The 17,379-nt window shown below is 51.2% G+C and carries 12 protein-coding genes and 1 pseudogene; 10 read left to right on the top strand and 3 right to left on the bottom strand.

Annotated elements, in window-relative coordinates:
• Nucleotides 1-46: 46 nt before the first annotated feature.
• The 3 genes from ACH0VJ_RS04480 to ACH0VJ_RS04470 are packed head-to-tail and all read left to right on the top strand — an operon-like array spanning nucleotide 47 to nucleotide 3,877.
• Nucleotides 47-2,485, top strand: coding sequence for a prophage tail fiber N-terminal domain-containing protein (locus ACH0VJ_RS04480; RefSeq protein ID WP_001537328.1), 2,439 nt, complete (start codon nucleotides 47-49; stop codon nucleotides 2,483-2,485).
• Nucleotides 2,482-3,306: a macro domain-containing protein gene (locus ACH0VJ_RS04475; RefSeq protein WP_000593434.1), complete on the top strand. Its 825-nt coding sequence runs from the start codon at nucleotides 2,482-2,484 to the stop codon at nucleotides 3,304-3,306. The genes ACH0VJ_RS04480 and ACH0VJ_RS04475 overlap by 4 nt, the downstream gene beginning before the upstream one ends.
• The gene (locus ACH0VJ_RS04470; RefSeq protein WP_000143158.1) at nucleotides 3,296-3,877 is read left to right on the top strand and encodes a tail fiber assembly protein; all 582 of its coding nucleotides are present in this window, start codon (nucleotides 3,296-3,298) and stop codon (nucleotides 3,875-3,877) included. The genes ACH0VJ_RS04475 and ACH0VJ_RS04470 overlap by 11 nt, the downstream gene beginning before the upstream one ends.
• A gap of 196 nt (nucleotides 3,878-4,073) precedes the next feature.
• On the opposite strand, the gene sopE is transcribed toward ACH0VJ_RS04470, so the two are convergent.
• A complete protein-coding gene (gene sopE / locus ACH0VJ_RS04465; RefSeq protein WP_000161705.1) occupies nucleotides 4,074-4,796 on the bottom strand; it encodes an SPI-1 type III secretion system guanine nucleotide exchange factor SopE in 723 nt (240 codons plus the stop codon).
• A gap of 209 nt (nucleotides 4,797-5,005) precedes the next feature.
• Between sopE and ACH0VJ_RS04460 the strand changes: the two are divergent.
• Nucleotides 5,006-5,227, top strand: a pseudogene (locus ACH0VJ_RS04460) (helix-turn-helix domain-containing protein); the annotation flags it as partial.
• A 219-nt stretch (nucleotides 5,228-5,446) separates the two neighbouring features.
• A complete protein-coding gene (locus ACH0VJ_RS04455; RefSeq protein WP_000343758.1) occupies nucleotides 5,447-6,667 on the top strand; it encodes an ISL3 family transposase in 1,221 nt (406 codons plus the stop codon).
• On the opposite strand, the gene ACH0VJ_RS04450 is transcribed toward ACH0VJ_RS04455, so the two are convergent.
• Nucleotides 6,664-7,089, bottom strand: a complete 426-nt coding sequence (locus tag ACH0VJ_RS04450) for a hypothetical protein (RefSeq protein ID WP_024133401.1) — start codon at nucleotides 7,087-7,089, stop codon at nucleotides 6,664-6,666. The two genes, ACH0VJ_RS04455 and ACH0VJ_RS04450, sit on opposite strands and share 4 nt — an antisense overlap.
• 507 nt (nucleotides 7,090-7,596) lie before the next feature.
• Between ACH0VJ_RS04450 and pepN the strand changes: the two genes are divergently transcribed.
• From pepN to zapC, 3 genes are all read left to right on the top strand, one after another.
• Complete coding sequence (gene pepN, locus ACH0VJ_RS04445) at nucleotides 7,597-10,209, top strand: aminopeptidase N (RefSeq protein ID WP_000193779.1); 2,613 nt, start codon at nucleotides 7,597-7,599, stop codon at nucleotides 10,207-10,209.
• 207 nt (nucleotides 10,210-10,416) lie between these two features.
• Nucleotides 10,417-11,427 (top strand): quinone-dependent dihydroorotate dehydrogenase, encoded by a 1,011-nt coding sequence (pyrD, locus tag ACH0VJ_RS04440; protein WP_000291723.1) that lies wholly within the window; start codon nucleotides 10,417-10,419, stop codon nucleotides 11,425-11,427.
• Between the two features lie 165 nt (nucleotides 11,428-11,592).
• Nucleotides 11,593-12,135, top strand: coding sequence for a cell division protein ZapC (zapC, locus tag ACH0VJ_RS04435; protein ID WP_001220671.1), 543 nt, complete (start codon nucleotides 11,593-11,595; stop codon nucleotides 12,133-12,135).
• Here zapC and ACH0VJ_RS04430 read toward each other — a convergent pair.
• Entirely contained in the window at nucleotides 12,132-13,241 is a 1,110-nt protein-coding gene (locus ACH0VJ_RS04430) for a YcbX family protein (protein WP_000224077.1), read from the bottom strand. The genes zapC and ACH0VJ_RS04430 overlap by 4 nt on opposite strands.
• A gap of 98 nt (nucleotides 13,242-13,339) precedes the next feature.
• Between ACH0VJ_RS04430 and rlmKL the strand changes: the two genes are divergently transcribed.
• Nucleotides 13,340-15,448 carry a bifunctional 23S rRNA (guanine(2069)-N(7))-methyltransferase RlmK/23S rRNA (guanine(2445)-N(2))-methyltransferase RlmL gene (rlmKL, locus tag ACH0VJ_RS04425; RefSeq protein ID WP_001086482.1) on the top strand — a complete coding sequence of 703 codons (2,109 nt, stop codon included), beginning with the start codon at nucleotides 13,340-13,342 and terminating at the stop codon, nucleotides 15,446-15,448.
• Nucleotides 15,449-15,460: 12 nt separating this feature from the next.
• Nucleotides 15,461-17,368: an ABC transporter ATP-binding protein gene (locus ACH0VJ_RS04420; protein ID WP_000053051.1), complete on the top strand. Its 1,908-nt coding sequence runs from the start codon at nucleotides 15,461-15,463 to the stop codon at nucleotides 17,366-17,368.
• Nucleotides 17,369-17,379: the final 11 nt, after the last annotated feature.

Raw genomic sequence — 17,379 nt, 5'->3', positions numbered from 1 at the left:
ATGAATCTGAAGCCTGCCTGCGGGCGGGCTTTTTTATGGAGGTAATATGCCAGTACTTATTTCCGGCGTACTGAAAGATGCTACGGGAACGCCGGTACAGAACTGCACCATTCAGCTGAAGGCCTGCCGGACCAGTACGACGGTGGTCGTGAATACGGTGGCATCGGAAAATCCGGATGACGCCGGGCGCTACAGCATGGATGTGGAGCAGGGGCAGTACACTGTCACGCTCCTGGTGGAAGGGTATCCCCCGTCACATGCCGGAGTTATTACGGTTTACGATGATTCAAAGCCGGGCACCCTGAATGATTTTCTGGGGGCCATGACGGAAGACGACGTCCGCCCGGAGGCGCTGCGGCGTTTTGAGGCGATGGTGGAAGAAGTTGCCCGCCAGGCATCGGAGGCATCGCGGAATGCCACCGCCGCAGGGCAGGCATCTGAACAGGCGCAGACATCAGCAGGTCAGGCATCGGAAAGCGCCACGGCAGCAGTGAATGCAGCCGGAGCGGCAGAAGCATCAGCCACACAGGCAGCCTCATCCGCAGCATCTGCGGAGAGCAGCGCAGGTACGGCGACCACAAAAGCCGGGGAGGCATCAGCCAGCGCGGCGTCGGCTGACACAGCCAGAACGGCAGCAGCCGCATCGGCAGCCGCAGCGAAAACATCTGAAGCGAATGCAGATGCCTCCCGTACTGCCGCCGGCGATTCAGCTGCTGCCGCAGCCGCCAGCGCGACGGCGGCGCAGACATCAGCAGCGCGCGCCGGAGCATCCGAAACCGCCGCGAAGACGTCAGAAACGCAGGCGGCTTCCAGTGCCGGTGATGCAGGTGCGTCAGCCACTGCGGCGGCAGCGTCGGAAAAGGCGGCAGCCGCATCGGCAGCCGAAGCAAAAACATCTGAGACAAACGCAGCAACGTCAGCAAGTACAGCAGCGGCCAGCGCAACAGCCGCCTCGTCATCAGCATCGGAGGCATCCACTCACGCCGCCGCATCTGATACCAGCGCATCACTGGCGGCGCAAAGCAGTACTGCTGCCGGAGCAGCAGCCACCAGAGCAGAAGATGCCGCAAAACGGGCAGAAGACATCGCGGACGTGATTTCCCTGGAAGATGCCAGCCTGACGAAAAAAGGTATCGTTAAGTTAAGCAGTGCCACGGACAGTGACAGCGAAGCGCTGGCAGCCACACCAAAGGCGGTAAAAACCGTTATAGGTGAGGTGCAGGCTAAAGCCCCGCTGGACAGTCCGGCACTGACTGGTACGCCAACAGCACCAACTCCGGAAACCACAGCTGCAGGTATTGAAATTGCCACGGCAGCGTTTGTGGCTGCGAAAGTAGCACAGTTGGTTGGTTCTGCGCCGGAAACGCTGGACACGCTGAAAGAACTGGCTGACGCGCTGGGTAACGATCCGAACTTTGCCACCACTGTACTGAATAAACTAGCGGGCAAGCAGCCGCTGGACGATACACTGACGGCGCTGTCAGGAAAAAGCGTTGACGGTCTTATCGAATACGTTGGTTTACGGGAAACCATAAATCACGCCGCCGATGCATTACTAAAATCACAGAACGGTGGCGATATTCCGGAAAAGCCGCTGTTTGTACAAAATATCGGAGCGCTCCCTGCATCAGGTACGGCTGTTGCAGCGAACAGACTGGCATCACGCGGCGCGCTTCCGGCACTGACTGGTACGACAAGAGGCAGCGATAGTGGCCTGATAATGGGCGAGGTTTACAACAATGGCTATCCGACGCAATACGGAAATATTTTACGTCTGACCGGAGCCGGTGATGGGGAAATCCTCATTGGCTGGAGCGGGACAAACGGTGCGCCAGCGCCCGCATATATTCGCAGTCATCGAGATACCGCCGATGCTGAGTGGTCCGAATGGGCAATGCTCTACACCACACTAAACCCACCTCCGGATTCGCATCCAGTAGGGGCGGCGATTGCATGGCCGTCTGATGCTACTCCGGCAGGTTACGCTCTGATGCAGGGGCAGTCCTTCGATAAATCTGCTTACCCGTTACTGGCTATAGCGTATCCGTCCGGCATTATCCCTGACATGCGCGGCTGGACAATCAAAGGCAAGCCCGCCAGCGGTCGAGCCGTGCTCTCACAGGAAATGGACGGCAACAAGGCGCACGGACACACCGCGCGGGCGCAGGATACTGATTTAGGGACAAAATCTACCTCATCCTTTGATTACGGCACGAAATCGACCAATACCACGGGCAACCATACTCACCAGTTCGGCGGTTATATCAATTCATACTGGGGAGATTCCAATCACACCTCATTTCAGCCTGGAGGTGGTGCATGGACACAGGCCGCTGGCGACCATGCGCATACAGTTTATATCGGAGGACACGAGCACACCATGTATATCGGTCCACACGGACACGTCGTTATTGTGGACGCAGACGGTAATGCAGAAACCACGGTTAAAAACATTGCATTTAACTATATTGTGAGGCTGGCGTGATTAAATTAATTCTTTCAGCACCCGTGCCGGCAATGGCCGTGGCTTTTGAACATTCTTTTCAGAATACCGAAAATGTGGAAATTATCCCAGGACCGTTTGAAACCATACCGGAATTTGACTGCATGGTCAGTGCGGCGAACTCTTTCGGTTTGATGGATGGCGGCGTGGATGCTGCGATAACAGCATATTTTGGGCCGCAGTTACAGGAACGTGTACAGCAAAATATCATCCGTGAATATCTGGGGGAACAGCCCGTCGGCACCGCCTTTGTTATTGAAACGGGTAACAGTAAACATCCGTGGCTGGTTCACGCCCCGATGATGCGCGTTCCGCTGATTATTGACGGCACCGACGCGGTTTATAATGCAACACGGGCTGCGTTACTGGCAATTTTTCAGCACAATAAAAGCGCCGGAGAAGACCGGAAAATTACATCTGTTGCATTACCTGCAATGGGGGCCGGATGTGGTCAGGTCCCCCCGGACAGCGTCGCCCGGCAAATGAAGCTGGCGTGGGAAAGTTTCAGTAATCCACCCAAAGCAATCAACTGGCAATACGCCAGCGCCCGCCAGAATGCTGTATTCAGCACAACGGCATACTGTCCGTCAGAGACGCTTTGTCCGAACGCCAGAACGGAATATATCGGTTTTGGTGATTACAGAACGTATTGCAAAAAATCAGGTAACACCTGCATCAGTCCCCGTCATCAGGTTGATGATATTTATATTGGTGCTCATAGGCATCATGTTTTTCTCGGCCTCGATTATCATGACAATCACCTGAATCCAGAATATTTATCCGGAGTAAAAAATGACGTTTAAAATGAGCGATACCCCGCAGACAATTAAAATTTTTAATCTTCGTTCAGATACAAACGAATTTATTGGCGCAGGTGATGCATATATCCCGCCGCACACGGGATTACCGGCAAACTGTACTGATCTCGCCCCTCCTGATATTCCCTCCAGTCATATAGCTGTTTTTGACGCTGAAACCCAAACGTGGAGTCTGCAGGAGGATCACCGCGGCGAGACGGTTTACGACACAACAACCGGCAATCAGGTTTATATCTCCGAGCCTGGTCCGTTGCCCGAAAATGTCACATCAGTTTCACCAGTTGGTGAATACCAGAAATGGGATGGTAAGGCTAAGGTCTGGGTGAATGATGAAGCTGCGGAGGCCGCAGCCAGACTTCGTGAAGCTGAAGAAACCAAAAACAGGCTCCTGCAAATAGCATCTGAAAAAATCACGCCGTTACAGGATGCTGTTGATCTTGATATCGCAACAGATGATGAGAAAGCGCAGCTCGACGAATGGAAAAAATACAGGGTGCTGGTAAACCGGGTGGATACCTTAAATCCTGACTGGCCGGAGAAACCATCTCAGTTATAAAAATATAGCTATGTAGTAGAGATTGCTGCTATATGTTATATAGCAGCAATGGCTATTATTTTGATGGTTGAGTGTATAATTTTAGCACTGGTAAATGACGGTTTAGCTCCGGAGTTAGTTCCTGGGGAAAATTATGGATACTATTGGTTCATATTAATCAGGAAGAGGCTCCGCATATTTTTTGGTTTTTCTGTGTTCAGGGAGTGTATTGTATATATTTATTAGCAATGTTTTCTAGTATCAGTTGGAATTGCTGTGGAGTCGGCATAGCACACTCATTAAACAGTGGTGCAACTTCTGTCATAATGATCTTCTCCGCATAGATTTTAAAGGATGCCTGCTGATGTTGATTGATAAACATACGTGGATACTTACTGTTTGCTGATGAAATCAACGGAGTTATAAAAGGATTGGCCCCTGCGCCGCTTGGCGTAAAAACGTCATTTTTGGTTGTTCCGGGCAGACCTGCATTTTCCGCTGCTTCGCCAATTTCCTGAAGAAAAGGCGCTATGTTGATCCCTTTGCTGATGAGCAAATTACAACACTGATCTTTATTCTTGCTGTAAACTGCCGATAGTATAGCTTCACGGGTCTGGCTGGCGTATGCGGGGTCTTTACTCGCACTACCTCTAATATCTATATCATTGAGCGTTTGAAGCATAAAATCTTTAACGACTTTATTTGTCAACACTGCCCGGCCCTCAGATGCGCTTCCTCGGTGAAAGTGTGTTGCAGAAGACTCAGTGTTCTTATGCGAAATAAAACGTTCAGATAATTTTGACCTTAATTCAATGAAGTGATTTTTTACTGCGAGAATACTTTTTGCTAAAGAATTTTTCTCGGTTGATTTTTCTTTTAGTAGTGTGGTTTCCTGTTTTTGGATTCTAAAATCCTGGGGAAATAAAGTTATTTTTGTCACGGTAATGCTCCTTTTATATGTACATAACTCATTTATATATAGATAGCAGGAATACTTTTATTTTTTATAGCAAATGCTATGTCCATCTGATTGATGAATTAGAAAAAATCGGCTGATTCAATTAATTCTCAAATAGTACTATTTTTATTTTCCAGAAACTTTCAAAAAATGTCCATTTCGCTCAGGAGGAGCCTTGCCGTTCTGGCATTGAAATGGAGTGTGAGCTCATTGTCGAGCGGACACGCGCCGGGCTGGCAGCGGCAAGGGAGCAGGGGCGAATTGGTGACCGACGACCGAAACTAACAACGGGACAATGGGCGCAGGCTGGGCTCCTGATTAGGGCAGGAGTACCGCGGCAGCAGGTAGCGATTATTTATGATGTGGTGCTGTCGACGCTGTACAGAAAGTTCCCGGCCTCTAAACTGGCTTAGATATGCGCATATGGCAATACCACCAGAAAATTTACAAAACCATAATTTGAATTAAGAGAGAAACTTACAAACGAAGAGATGAATAATTAAACAGCCGTAGCGACTCCTGTATCTTGCGCGCATGTTCAAATTAAACAACTGTATATAAAAGGGTCTTCCCCTGTTGTGGTGGTTGAGTGCATGATAATGCAATAATTTTCATCACCAGAGGCAACCATCATGGATGAGAAATCCCTCTATGCCCACATTCTCAACCTGTCCGCCCCGTGGCAGGTTGAATCTCTTTCCCTTGATGAAAACGCTGGCTATGTCACCGTTGTTGTCGGGATCGCCAAAAATACACTGCTAATCTGCCCGACATGCGGGCAGCAATGCCCTGTTCACGATCACCGACACCGCAAATGGCGTCATCTCGATACCTGCCAGTTCATGACTGTCGTTGAGGCGAGTGTCCCCCGGGTCATGTGTCCAGACCATGGATGCCAGACGTTACCTGTTCCATGGGCCGGAGCTGGTAGCCGGTATACGTTATTGTTCGAATCATTCGTCCTTACCTGGCTGAAAATTAGCACGGTTGATGCGGTAAGAAAGCAACTTAAGCTTAGCTGGAATGCCGTTGACGGCATTATGACCCGGGCAGTCAAACGTGGTCTTGGGCGAATAAAAAAGCCGCTATCAGCCCGGCATATGAATGTGGACGAAGTTGCATTCAAAAAGGGGCACCAGTATATCACTGTGATATCAGATCGTGAGGGCAGAGCGCTGGCATTAACGGATGATCGGGGAACAGAAAGTCTTGCCAGCTATCTTCGCACTCTCACCGACGGTCAGCTGGAGGCAATCAAAACGTTCTCAATGGATATGAATGCCGGATATATCAGAGCGGCACGCATCCATCTTCCGCGCGCTGTAGAGAAAATAGCCTTTGACCGCTTCCATGTGGCAAAACAACTGGGTGAAATCGTTGATAAGACGCGGCAGAACGAGCATCCCCGGCTTCCGTTGGACAGCCGCCGCCAGGCAAAAGGAACCCGCTTCCTGTGGCAATACAGTGAAAAATGGATGACAGAATCCCGACAGGAAAAACTGGCATGGCTGAGAGAGCAGATGCAGCTGACCAGTCAATGCTGGGTACTGAAAGAGCTGGCGAAAGATATCTGGAATCGCCCATGGAGTGACAAACGCCGTGCAGACTGGCAGCAATGGATAGCGCTTGCGAGAAGCTGTGATGTGCCGGTAATGAGAAACATGGCAGGAACCATCATGAAAAGGCTGTACGGAATACTTAACGCAATGCGGCACTGCGTATCTAACGGTAATGCCGAAGCGCTTAACAGTAAAATAATGCTACTGAGGATAAAGGCTCGGGGATACCGGAACAGGGAACGCTTCAAAGTAGCTGTCATGTTTCATTACGGTAGATTAAACATGGCCTTTTAAAGGCAAACATATCCGTTTGATTTTACTGAAAATTCGTGGTTTTTATTGTTGCTAATGCTCAAAAGTTTTTGAGTTAGAATATGTGGAGAAACTGGTAACGATAGTGACTCGTTAGTATCTAAGACTTCAGGTGTACCGAGTAAAAACACTGTATTTTCCTGGGGCGTGTACTCAAGGTTAATACGGGCCTGTAATCCTCTGTTGTAACTAGCAATATCAGTAGCTAATGCATCCTGTGGAACATGAAGGTTATTTAAAATAACGCATTGCGAAGAATTTTTTGATTTCAACATGTTTGCCGGGATGTTTTTAACTGAAGTTAACGAGGTAACGACAGTAGACTTATCCTCTAAATTAGCATGGTTTACATGTGTATCAGATGCTGCCGTCGTCCGGTTAGGGTTGTTATGAATTGTAAACATGTTGTCCTCCCAGACAGAACTAAAGGTACGCCTTTGGCAAGGGATACTTATAATCCCTAAAATCTCAATTATACACGAACTTCACCACAACAGGGGAAGACCCTTGTAATACAGTATTTTTGCTTTGGCGGTTTTGTCTGTCAAGGCATGAACCACTTGTTTTTAAATTTTGGGGAACATACTGCGGGCGTGTTTGTTATCGATTTTCCCTGCAGGGCTGATGGGGTCTGGCGTTGACTAAAATTATGTGTGGGGCATGGATGGGGCAAAAGTGGTCTGTGAAGTTCGTTAAAGTTCGTTAATCAAGCTTCATCTCGATCTCGCTCATCCCTTGTTTAAAGCGCTCCTGGACGATCTTTATCGATTTTAAAAACTATGAGTACATGTTATAAAAATGTAGCAAATAGGCCGTTTGTGCCTGAAAAGATGAACATTCTGCGTAGCGCGATTTGCGCAACAGGAATAGACTGGAGTCGACACTCTACACAAAGATGCGAAAGGTTTTTTATGACACAACAGCCACAAGCCAAATACCGCCATGACTATCGCGCGCCGGATTACCAGATTACTGATATTGACTTGACCTTTGACCTCGATGCCGAAAAAACCGTGGTCACCGCAATAAGCCAGGCTGTTCGTCATGGCGCGCCTGATGCGCCTCTTCGCCTTGATGGGGAAGATTTAACGCTGGTATCTATCCACGTCAACGATGCGCCGTGGACAGCATATAAGGAAGAAGAGGGCGCGCTTATCATCAGCGACCTGCCAGAGCGTTTTACGTTACGCATTGTCAACGAGATAAGTCCGGCGGCGAATACGGCGCTGGAAGGATTGTACCAGTCCGGCGATGCGCTCTGTACCCAGTGTGAAGCGGAGGGCTTCCGCCATATTACCTGGTATCTTGACCGCCCGGACGTACTGGCGCGATTTACCACCAAAATTATTGCCGATAAAAGCAAATATCCGTTCCTGCTTTCCAATGGCAACCGTGTTGCGCAGGGGGAACTGGAGAATGGCCGTCACTGGGTTCAGTGGCAAGATCCGTTCCCGAAACCGTGTTATCTGTTTGCGCTGGTGGCCGGTGATTTTGACGTGCTGCGCGATACCTTTACCACCCGCTCCGGGCGTGAAGTCGCATTAGAACTGTACGTTGACCGTGGCAATCTGGATCGCGCGCCGTGGGCAATGACTTCGCTGAAAAATTCCATGAAATGGGATGAAACGCGTTTTGGGCTCGAATATGACCTCGACATCTATATGATTGTCGCGGTGGATTTCTTTAATATGGGCGCGATGGAAAATAAAGGTCTCAATATCTTTAACTCCAAATACGTGCTGGCGCGAACCGATACCGCGACGGATAAAGATTATCTCGATATTGAGCGCGTGATAGGCCATGAGTATTTCCACAACTGGACCGGCAACCGCGTCACCTGCCGCGACTGGTTCCAGTTGAGCCTGAAAGAGGGGCTAACCGTGTTCCGCGATCAGGAGTTTAGCTCTGATTTGGGGTCACGCGCGGTGAACCGCATCAGTAACGTGCGTACCATGCGCGGTTTACAATTCGCGGAAGACGCCAGCCCGATGGCGCATCCTATCCGCCCGGATAAAGTAATCGAAATGAATAACTTCTACACCCTCACCGTTTATGAAAAGGGTGCGGAAGTCATTCGCATGATCCACACGTTGCTGGGTGAGGAAAATTTCCAGAAGGGGATGCAGCTTTATTTTGAGCGCCATGACGGCAGCGCCGCGACGTGTGATGACTTCGTACAGGCGATGGAAGATGCTTCTAATGTCGATTTGTCCCATTTCCGCCGCTGGTACAGTCAGTCCGGCACGCCGATTGTAACGGTAAAAGATGATTATAATCCGGAAACCGAGCAGTACACGTTGACCATCAGCCAGCGCACTCCGGCGACGGCGGATCAGGCGGAGAAGCAGCCGCTGCATATTCCATTCACCATCGAACTGTACGATAACGAAGGCAACGTCATTCCGTTGCAAAAAGGCGGTCACCCGGTCAATGCCGTGCTGAACGTTACGCAGGCGGAGCAGACAGTTACCTTCGATAATGTTTACTTCCAACCTGTTCCGGCCTTGCTGTGCGAGTTTTCAGCGCCGGTGAAACTGGAATATAAATGGAGCGATCAGCAGTTGACGTTCCTGATGCGCCATGCGCGCAATGATTTCTCCCGTTGGGATGCGGCGCAAAGTCTGCTGGCCACATACATTAAACTGAATGTGGCGCGTCATCAGCAGGGGCAACCGCTATCGCTTCCGGTGCATGTCGCTGATGCGTTCCGCGCAGTACTGTTGGATGAGAAAATCGATCCGGCGTTGGCCGCAGAAATTTTAACGCTGCCTTCGGCCAATGAAATTGCGGAGCTGTTTGAGGTCATTGACCCGATCGCCATTGCGCAAGTTCGTGAAGCGCTAACGCGTACGCTGGCGGCAGAACTGGCGGATGAGTTCTTAGCTATCTATAACGCCAATCATCTGGATGAGTATCGTGTTGATCACGGCGATATCGGTAAGCGCACGCTGCGCAATGCTTGCCTGCGCTTCCTGGCGTTCGGCGAGACGGAGCTGGCTAATACGCTGGTCAGCAAACAGTATCGCGACGCCAATAATATGACCGATGCGCTGGCGGCCCTGTCTGCTGCGGTGGCGGCGCAGTTGCCGTGCCGCGATACGCTGATGCAGGAGTATGACGATAAGTGGCATCAGGACGGCCTGGTGATGGATAAATGGTTTATCCTGCAATCCACAAGCCCGGCGGAAAATGTACTGGAAACCGTACGCGGCCTGCTCAAACACCGTTCTTTCAGTATGAGCAACCCGAACCGCATCCGTTCATTAATTGGCGCGTTTGCTGGCAGCAACCCGGCGGCGTTCCATGCGCAAGACGGTAGCGGATACCAGTTCCTGGTCGAGATGCTGACCGATCTGAATAGCCGTAACCCGCAGGTAGCATCTCGCCTCATTGAACCGCTGATTCGTCTGAAACGTTATGATGATAAGCGTCAGGAGAAAATGCGCGCGGCGCTGGAGCAGTTAAAAGGACTGGAGAATCTTTCCGGCGATCTGTACGAGAAGATAACTAAAGCGTTAGCCTGACAGTATCCGTTATAAAGAGGTAAGACATGCCCGGTAAGCGTTAGCGCTGCCGGGTATTTTTTTGCCGGACGATGACGCTCGCTGGCGAAACGTGAAGTGAGAATGAAGGAAAACGATTGCTATTTATTGCCGTAGGTCAATTCCCTTTTGCCTTGTTATCGCCCATAATACGCCCCCGGTTTGCACACCGGGAATCCAGGAGAGTTCATGTACTATCCCTTCGTTCGTAAAGCCCTTTTCCAGCTCGATCCAGAGCGCGCTCATGAATTTACATTTCAACAATTACGCCGCATTACAGGTACGCCGCTGGAAGCGCTGGTGCGCCAGAAAGTACCGACAAAGCCGGTTACCTGCATGGGACTTACCTTTAAAAATCCACTGGGGCTGGCTGCCGGTCTGGATAAAGACGGGGAGTGCATCGACGCGTTAGGCGCGATGGGGTTTGGCTCCCTGGAAATCGGCACCGTGACGCCGCGCCCACAGCCGGGTAACGATAAGCCGCGTCTTTTTCGTCTGGTGGATGCTGAAGGTCTGATCAATCGGATGGGCTTTAATAATCTGGGCGTCGATAACCTGGTCGAGAATGTTAAAAAAGCCCATTTTGATGGTATTCTGGGAATTAACATCGGTAAAAATAAAGATACACCTGTCGAAAATGGCAAAGATGACTACCTGATTTGTATGGAAAAAGTCTATGCTTATGCGGGTTATATCGCCATTAATATTTCTTCGCCGAATACGCCAGGGCTACGTACGCTCCAGTATGGCGATGCGCTGGACGATCTGTTAACTGCCATTAAAAATAAGCAAAACGATCTTCAGGCGATCCACCATAAATATGTGCCGGTGGCAGTAAAGATCGCGCCGGATCTTTGTGAAGAGGAATTGATCCAGGTTGCCGATAGCCTGCTTCGTCATAATATTGATGGGGTGATTGCGACAAATACCACCCTCGATCGTTCTCTGGTACAAGGAATGAAAAATTGCCAGCAAACGGGGGGATTAAGTGGCCGGCCATTACAATTAAAAAGCACAGAAATTATTCGCCGTTTATCCCAGGAGTTAAAAGGACAATTGCCTATTATCGGCGTCGGCGGCATTGACTCAGTTATCGCCGCGCGCGAGAAGATAGCGGCAGGAGCTACGCTGGTACAAATTTATTCCGGCTTTATTTTTAAAGGCCCGCCATTGATTAAAGAAATCGTAACGCACATCTAAACTTTACCCTTTATCAGACAACCAGGGCTTTATTTCCGGCGCTGGTTGTTTTATATTTCTCCACTGTTGCTTATTTAGACATTTTAGGCTTTTATTATTGGGGTAATAAACGAAGCGGCAAAAGGACAATGCTGTTACGAGTTGCTTAAAAGCGGGAGAGAGGTAATGCGAATTAAACCTGACGATAACTGGCGCTGGTATTATGATGAAGAGCACGATCGTATGATGCTCGATCTCGCCAATGGTATGCTTTTTCGCTCGCGCTTCTCTCGTAAAATGCTTACGCCGGACGCGTTTTGCCCGACCGGTTTTTGTGTGGATGACGCTGCGCTCTATTTTTCCTTTGAAGAAAAATGCCGGGATTTCGAATTAACCAAAGAGCAACGCGCGGAGCTGGTGTTGAATGCGCTGGTGGCGATTCGCTATCTCAAACCGCAGATGCCAAAAAGCTGGCATTTTGTGGCGCATGGCGAAATGTGGACCCCAGGAACGGGCGATGCCGCAAGCGTCTGGTTAAGCGATACGGCGGAACAGGTTAATTTGCTGGTCGTTGAGCCGGGAGAAAATGCCGCGTTGTGTCTGCTGGCCCAGCCGGGCGTGGTGATAGCAGGCCGAACCATGCAGCTTGGCGATGCGATTAAAATTATGAACGACAGGCTGAAACCGCAGGTTCACTGTCACAGTTTCAGCCTTGAACAAGCGGTTTAATTCTCCAGTCGTAACGCGGTCTTAGGCACGCAGCTACAGCTCAGAATCGTACCATCGTCACCCATAGCCGATTTTTTCAGCGGACTTACTTCGCCTTCCAGCAAACGTATCCGGCAGCAACCACAGATACCAGCCCGGCAAGAATACGGAATACGAATCCCCTGATTCTCCAACTGTTCCAGTAGTACCTGTTGATTATTCCCGCAGAAGGTTTGCCCCTGCCAGTCGATGGTTACACTCGCGTCCGGGTGTTTATCTGGCGTAACGCTGTCGTCGACCGTTGTGGCGCCATAAGCTTTTGCCGGAGCTGTCGCCAGAATCTCCACTTCATCGCCGACGCGAAGGACGCCGCTATTGCGGGCAATCAGATTCTGACCGAAATCCACATCGCCATTGTCCTGGGCGGTACGAAAAGCTTGCAGTGTCGCCAGCGGTTCTCCGGAAGGATGTTTTTGCCCCTTTTCAGGGCTGACGGTTGTAAAAATACAGCGGCTACAGGGCTTCACGACGTCAAAAATCACATCGCCAATGCGAAGCACTTTCCAGCTATCTTCCTCCCAGGCCGCTACGCCGGAAACCACTAAGTTTGGGCGAAATTGTTCCATTTGTACGCCTGCCGGACAACGCTGTTGCAGATCGCGCAGCGAGGCTTCGTTAGTCAATAAATACGGGTAGCCATCGGCAAATCCCAGTGGCACCGCGTTATGCCGTTTAACCCGGCGCGTCAACTGCGGCCCAACCCAGCGCAACTGGACATCGCGGGAGAAAAAGCCGCTCAACCATTGATTAATCGCCGTCGGGGCGACGCGAGCGGTAAAATGGTTTCCCCAGACCTCGGTCGGCGCATCCTGCGGGGTGAAATCCGTAAAGCGAACCAGCGCGCTACTGCCGTCTGGCGCGGTCAAATGGAGGCCGTCATGTAAGGGAGAGGGGGTAAAACGTACCATTTGTGGAAACTGGCGGGCGGTAATAAATGTGCCGTCAGGCTCGGTCACCATGAAGATGCGATCAAAAGCCAGGCCGCTGATATCTGCCAGCGCATGAGTGAGGCCAATGCCGCGCATGGATTTGACCGGATGAATAAAGAGCCGTGATAACGTCGCCACCGTACAGTCCCTCAAATGAAAATAAGCCTTCAACTTTATGACATGGGCGTGAGATTAGCTATAATGCGCAACAATTTTCTTAGCGTAAAAGTGACAATATGAATTCTCTGTTTGCCAGTACGGCCCGCGGGCTGGAAGAGCTGTTAAAAACTGAACTGGAAAAACTGGGCGCCGTAGGGTGTCAGGTTGTTCAGGGTGGGGTCCATTTTCAGGGCGACACGCGGCTTATTTACCAGAGCCTGATGTGGAGCCGCCTGGCCTCGCGTATTATCCTGCCGATGGGTGAGTGCAAGGTCTACAGCGATCTCGATCTTTACCTCGGCGTTCAGGCGATAAACTGGACAGAGATTTTTAATCCTGGCGCGACGTTTGCGGTGCATTTCAGCGGCCTGAACGACACCATCCGTAATAGTCAGTATGGCGCGATGAAAGTTAAAGACGCGATTGTCGATGCGTTTACGCGGAAAAATCTTCCGCGTCCAAATGTGGACCGCGAATCGCCGGACCTCCGTATTAACGTCTGGCTGAATAAAGAAACTGCCAGCATTGCGCTGGATCTCAGTGGTGATGGCCTGCACCTGCGCGGTTATCGCGATCGCACCGGGCTGGCGCCAATTAAAGAGACGCTGGCGGCAGCGATTGTTATGCGTTCCGGCTGGCAACCAGGTACGCCGCTGCTTGACCCTATGTGTGGTTCGGGGACACTGTTGATTGAGGCCGCGATGTGGGCGACCGATCGCGCGCCGGGCCTGCACCGTGGTCACTGGGGATTTAGCGGCTGGGCACAGCATGACGAAACTATCTGGCAGGAAGTGAAAGCCGAAGCGCAGACCCGGGCGCGTAAGGGACTGGCGGAGTATTCCTCTCATTTCTATGGTTCCGACAGCGATGCGCGCGTCATTGAGCGGGCGCGCAGCAACGCCCGTCGCGCCGGTATCGGGGAGCTTATCACCTTTGAAGTGAAAGATGTGGCGCAACTGAGTAATCCATTGCCGAAAGGCCCGTATGGTACGGTGATCAGTAACCCGCCTTACGGCGAACGTCTGGACAGCGAACCGGCGCTGATTGCGTTGCACAGCCTGCTGGGCCGTACCATGAAAAATCAGTTTGGCGGCTGGAACCTGTCGCTGTTCAGCGCTTCGCCCGATTTGCTGGGCAGCCTGCAATTACGTGCCGACAAACAGTGTAAAGCCAAGAATGGCCCGCTGGACTGCGTGCAGAAAAACTATCATATTGCGGAAACCACGGCGGACAGTAAGCCGGCGACGGTGGCGGAAGATTACGCTAATCGCCTGCGTAAAAATCTTAAAAAGCTGGAGAAATGGGCGCGCCAGGAAGGGATTGAATGCTATCGCTTGTATGATGCCGACCTGCCGGAATATAACGTGGCGGTAGACCGTTACGGCGACTGGGCGGTGATTCAGGAATATGCGCCGCCGAAAACGGTGGATGCGCAAAAAGCGCGGCAACGTCTGTTCGATATTATTGCGGCAACCTTGTCAGTGCTCGGTATTCCGCCGAATAAACTGGTGTTAAAAACCCGTGAACGGCAAAAAGGAAAAAACCAGTATCAGAAAATGAGCGAGAAGGGCGAGTTCCTTGAGGTCAGCGAATATAATGCGCGCTTATGGGTAAATCTGACGGATTATCTCGACACCGGTCTGTTCCTCGATCACCGTATTGCCCGCAGAATGCTGGGAGAAATGAGCAAAGGCAAAGATTTCCTGAATCTCTTTTCTTATACCGGCAGCGCCAGCGTACATGCGGGTCTGGGCGGCGCGCGCAGCACCACAACGGTGGATATGTCCCGCACCTATCTGGAGTGGGCCGAACGTAATTTGCGTCTGAACGGACTGAGTGGCCGCGCGCATCGCCTGATTCAGGCCGACTGCCTGGGCTGGCTGCGCGAGGCGAATGAACAGTTCGATTTGATCTTTATCGATCCGCCGACGTTCTCTAACTCAAAACGTATGGAAGAGTCGTTTGATGTTCAGCGCGATCATGTCGCGTTAATGAAAGATTTAAAACGCCTGCTGCGTAAAGGCGGCACCATCATGTTCTCAAATAATAAGCGCGGATTCCGTATGGATCTGGAAGGGCTGGCGGAACTGGGGCTTACCGCACAAGAAATTACGCAAAAAACGCTCTCCCCGGATTTTGCCCGTAACCGTCAGATTCATAACTGCTGGCTGATCCGCGCCGCCTGAAAGGAAAAGTAAATGTCATTAATCAGTATGCATGGCGCATGGCTGTCGTTCAGCGACGCGCCGCTTCTCGATAACGCAGAGTTGCATATCGAAGATAACGAACGCGTCTGTCTGGTGGGGCGTAACGGCGCCGGGAAATCCACCTTGATGAAGATCCTCAACCGCGAACAGGGTCTGGACGATGGGCGTATTATTTATGAGCAGGATCTGATCGTCGCGCGTCTGCAACAGGACCCGCCCCGTAATATTGCGGGCAGCGTCTATGACTTTGTCGCCGAAGGTATCGAAGAACAAGCGGAATACCTCAAGCGCTATCATGAGATTTCCCGTCTGGTAATGACCGATCCCAGCGAGAAAAACCTCAATGAAATGGCGCGCGTACAGGAACAGCTCGATCATCATAATCTGTGGCAGCTGGAAAACCGTATTAATGAAGTGCTGGAGCAGCTTGGACTCGATCCTAACGCCGCGCTGTCGTCGCTCTCCGGCGGCTGGCTGCGTAAAGCCGCGCTGGGTCGGGCGCTGGTCAGCAATCCGCGCGTATTGTTACTGGATGAACCGACTAACCATCTGGATATCGAAACTATCGACTGGCTGGAAGGGTTTCTGAAAACCTTTAACGGAACGATTATTTTTATCTCTCACGATCGTTCGTTTATTCGCAATATGGCAACCCGCATTGTCGATCTCGATCGTGGCAAACTGGTCACCTATCCGGGAAATTACGATCAATACCTGCTGGAGAAAGAAGAAGCGCTGCGCGTAGAAGAATTACAAAACGCGGAATTTGATCGCAAACTGGCGCAGGAAGAAGTCTGGATTCGCCAGGGTATCAAGGCGCGCCGCACCCGTAATGAAGGGCGCGTGCGGGCGTTAAAAGCGATGCGTCGTGAACGCAGCGAGCGCCGGGAAGTGATGGGCACGGCGAAGATGCAGGTCGAAGAGGCGACGCGCTCCGGTAAAATCGTTTTTGAGATGGAAAACGTCGATTACCAGGTAGAAGGAAAACAACTGGTAAAAGATTTCTCCGCTCAGGTACAGCGCGGCGACAAAATTGCGTTAATTGGCCCGAACGGCTGCGGTAAAACCACGCTACTGAAACTGATGCTGGGACAGCTTCAGGCTGACAGCGGGCGCATTCACGTGGGAACGAAGCTGGAAGTCGCCTACTTCGATCAGCATCGCGCCGAACTGGATCCGGAAAAAACCGTGATGGATAACCTTGCGGAAGGCAAGCAAGAGGTGATGGTAAACGGTAAGCCGCGCCATGTACTGGGCTATTTGCAGGACTTCCTGTTTCACCCCAAACGGGCGATGACACCCGTCCGTGCGCTTTCCGGCGGCGAACGTAACCGTCTGCTGCTGGCACGACTGTTCCTCAAGCCGAGCAATCTTTTAATTCTCGATGAACCAACGAACGATCTTGACGTCGAAACGCTGGAACTATTAGAAGAATTAATTGATGGCTATCAGGGCACGGTACTACTGGTCAGCCACGATCGGCAATTTGTCGATAATACCGTGACGGAATGCTGGATTTTCGAGGGCGGCGGCAAAATCGGACGTTATATCGGCGGCTACCATGATGCGCGTGCGCAGCAAGAGCAGCATCTGGCGACGAAACAGCCGATGGCGAAAAAAAATGAGGAAGTTATTGCCCCTAAAGCAGAAATTGTAAAACGTGGCAGTAGCAAACTAAGCTATAAACTGCAGCGCGAGCTGGAGCAGTTACCCGGTCAGCTTGAAGACCTGGAAGCGAAGCTGGAAGCGCTACAGGCGCAGGTTGCGGATGCGGCCTTTTTTAGCCAACCCCATGAGCAAACGCAAAAAGTTCTGGCCGATTTAAGTCAGGCGGAGCAAGAACTTGAGCAAGCCTTCGAACGTTGGGAGTATCTTGAAGGCCTGAAAAACGGGGCATAACGAAAGGAGCG

Source organism: Salmonella sp. 2020_1459 (assembly GCF_043847915.1).
GTDB lineage: Bacteria > Pseudomonadota > Gammaproteobacteria > Enterobacterales > Enterobacteriaceae > Salmonella > Salmonella enterica.
This window is presented reverse-complemented; position numbering and strand designations above follow the sequence as displayed.

What these genes read in the sequence shown, in the direction of transcription:
- ACH0VJ_RS04480 (WP_001537328.1), top strand. Translation starts at nt 47, where the DNA reads ATGCCAGTACTTATTTCCGGCGTACTGAAAGATGCTACGGGAACGCCG.
- ACH0VJ_RS04470 (WP_000143158.1), top strand. Translation starts at nt 3,296, where the DNA reads ATGACGTTTAAAATGAGCGATACCCCGCAGACAATTAAAATTTTTAAT.
- ACH0VJ_RS04455 (WP_000343758.1), top strand. Translation starts at nt 5,447, where the DNA reads ATGGATGAGAAATCCCTCTATGCCCACATTCTCAACCTGTCCGCCCCG.
- ACH0VJ_RS04450 (WP_024133401.1), bottom strand. Translation starts at nt 7,089, where the DNA reads ATGTTTACAATTCATAACAACCCTAACCGGACGACGGCAGCATCTGAT.
- pepN (WP_000193779.1), top strand. Translation starts at nt 7,597, where the DNA reads ATGACACAACAGCCACAAGCCAAATACCGCCATGACTATCGCGCGCCG.
- pyrD (WP_000291723.1), top strand. Translation starts at nt 10,417, where the DNA reads ATGTACTATCCCTTCGTTCGTAAAGCCCTTTTCCAGCTCGATCCAGAG.
- zapC (WP_001220671.1), top strand. Translation starts at nt 11,593, where the DNA reads ATGCGAATTAAACCTGACGATAACTGGCGCTGGTATTATGATGAAGAG.
- rlmKL (WP_001086482.1), top strand. Translation starts at nt 13,340, where the DNA reads ATGAATTCTCTGTTTGCCAGTACGGCCCGCGGGCTGGAAGAGCTGTTA.
- ACH0VJ_RS04420 (WP_000053051.1), top strand. Translation starts at nt 15,461, where the DNA reads ATGTCATTAATCAGTATGCATGGCGCATGGCTGTCGTTCAGCGACGCG.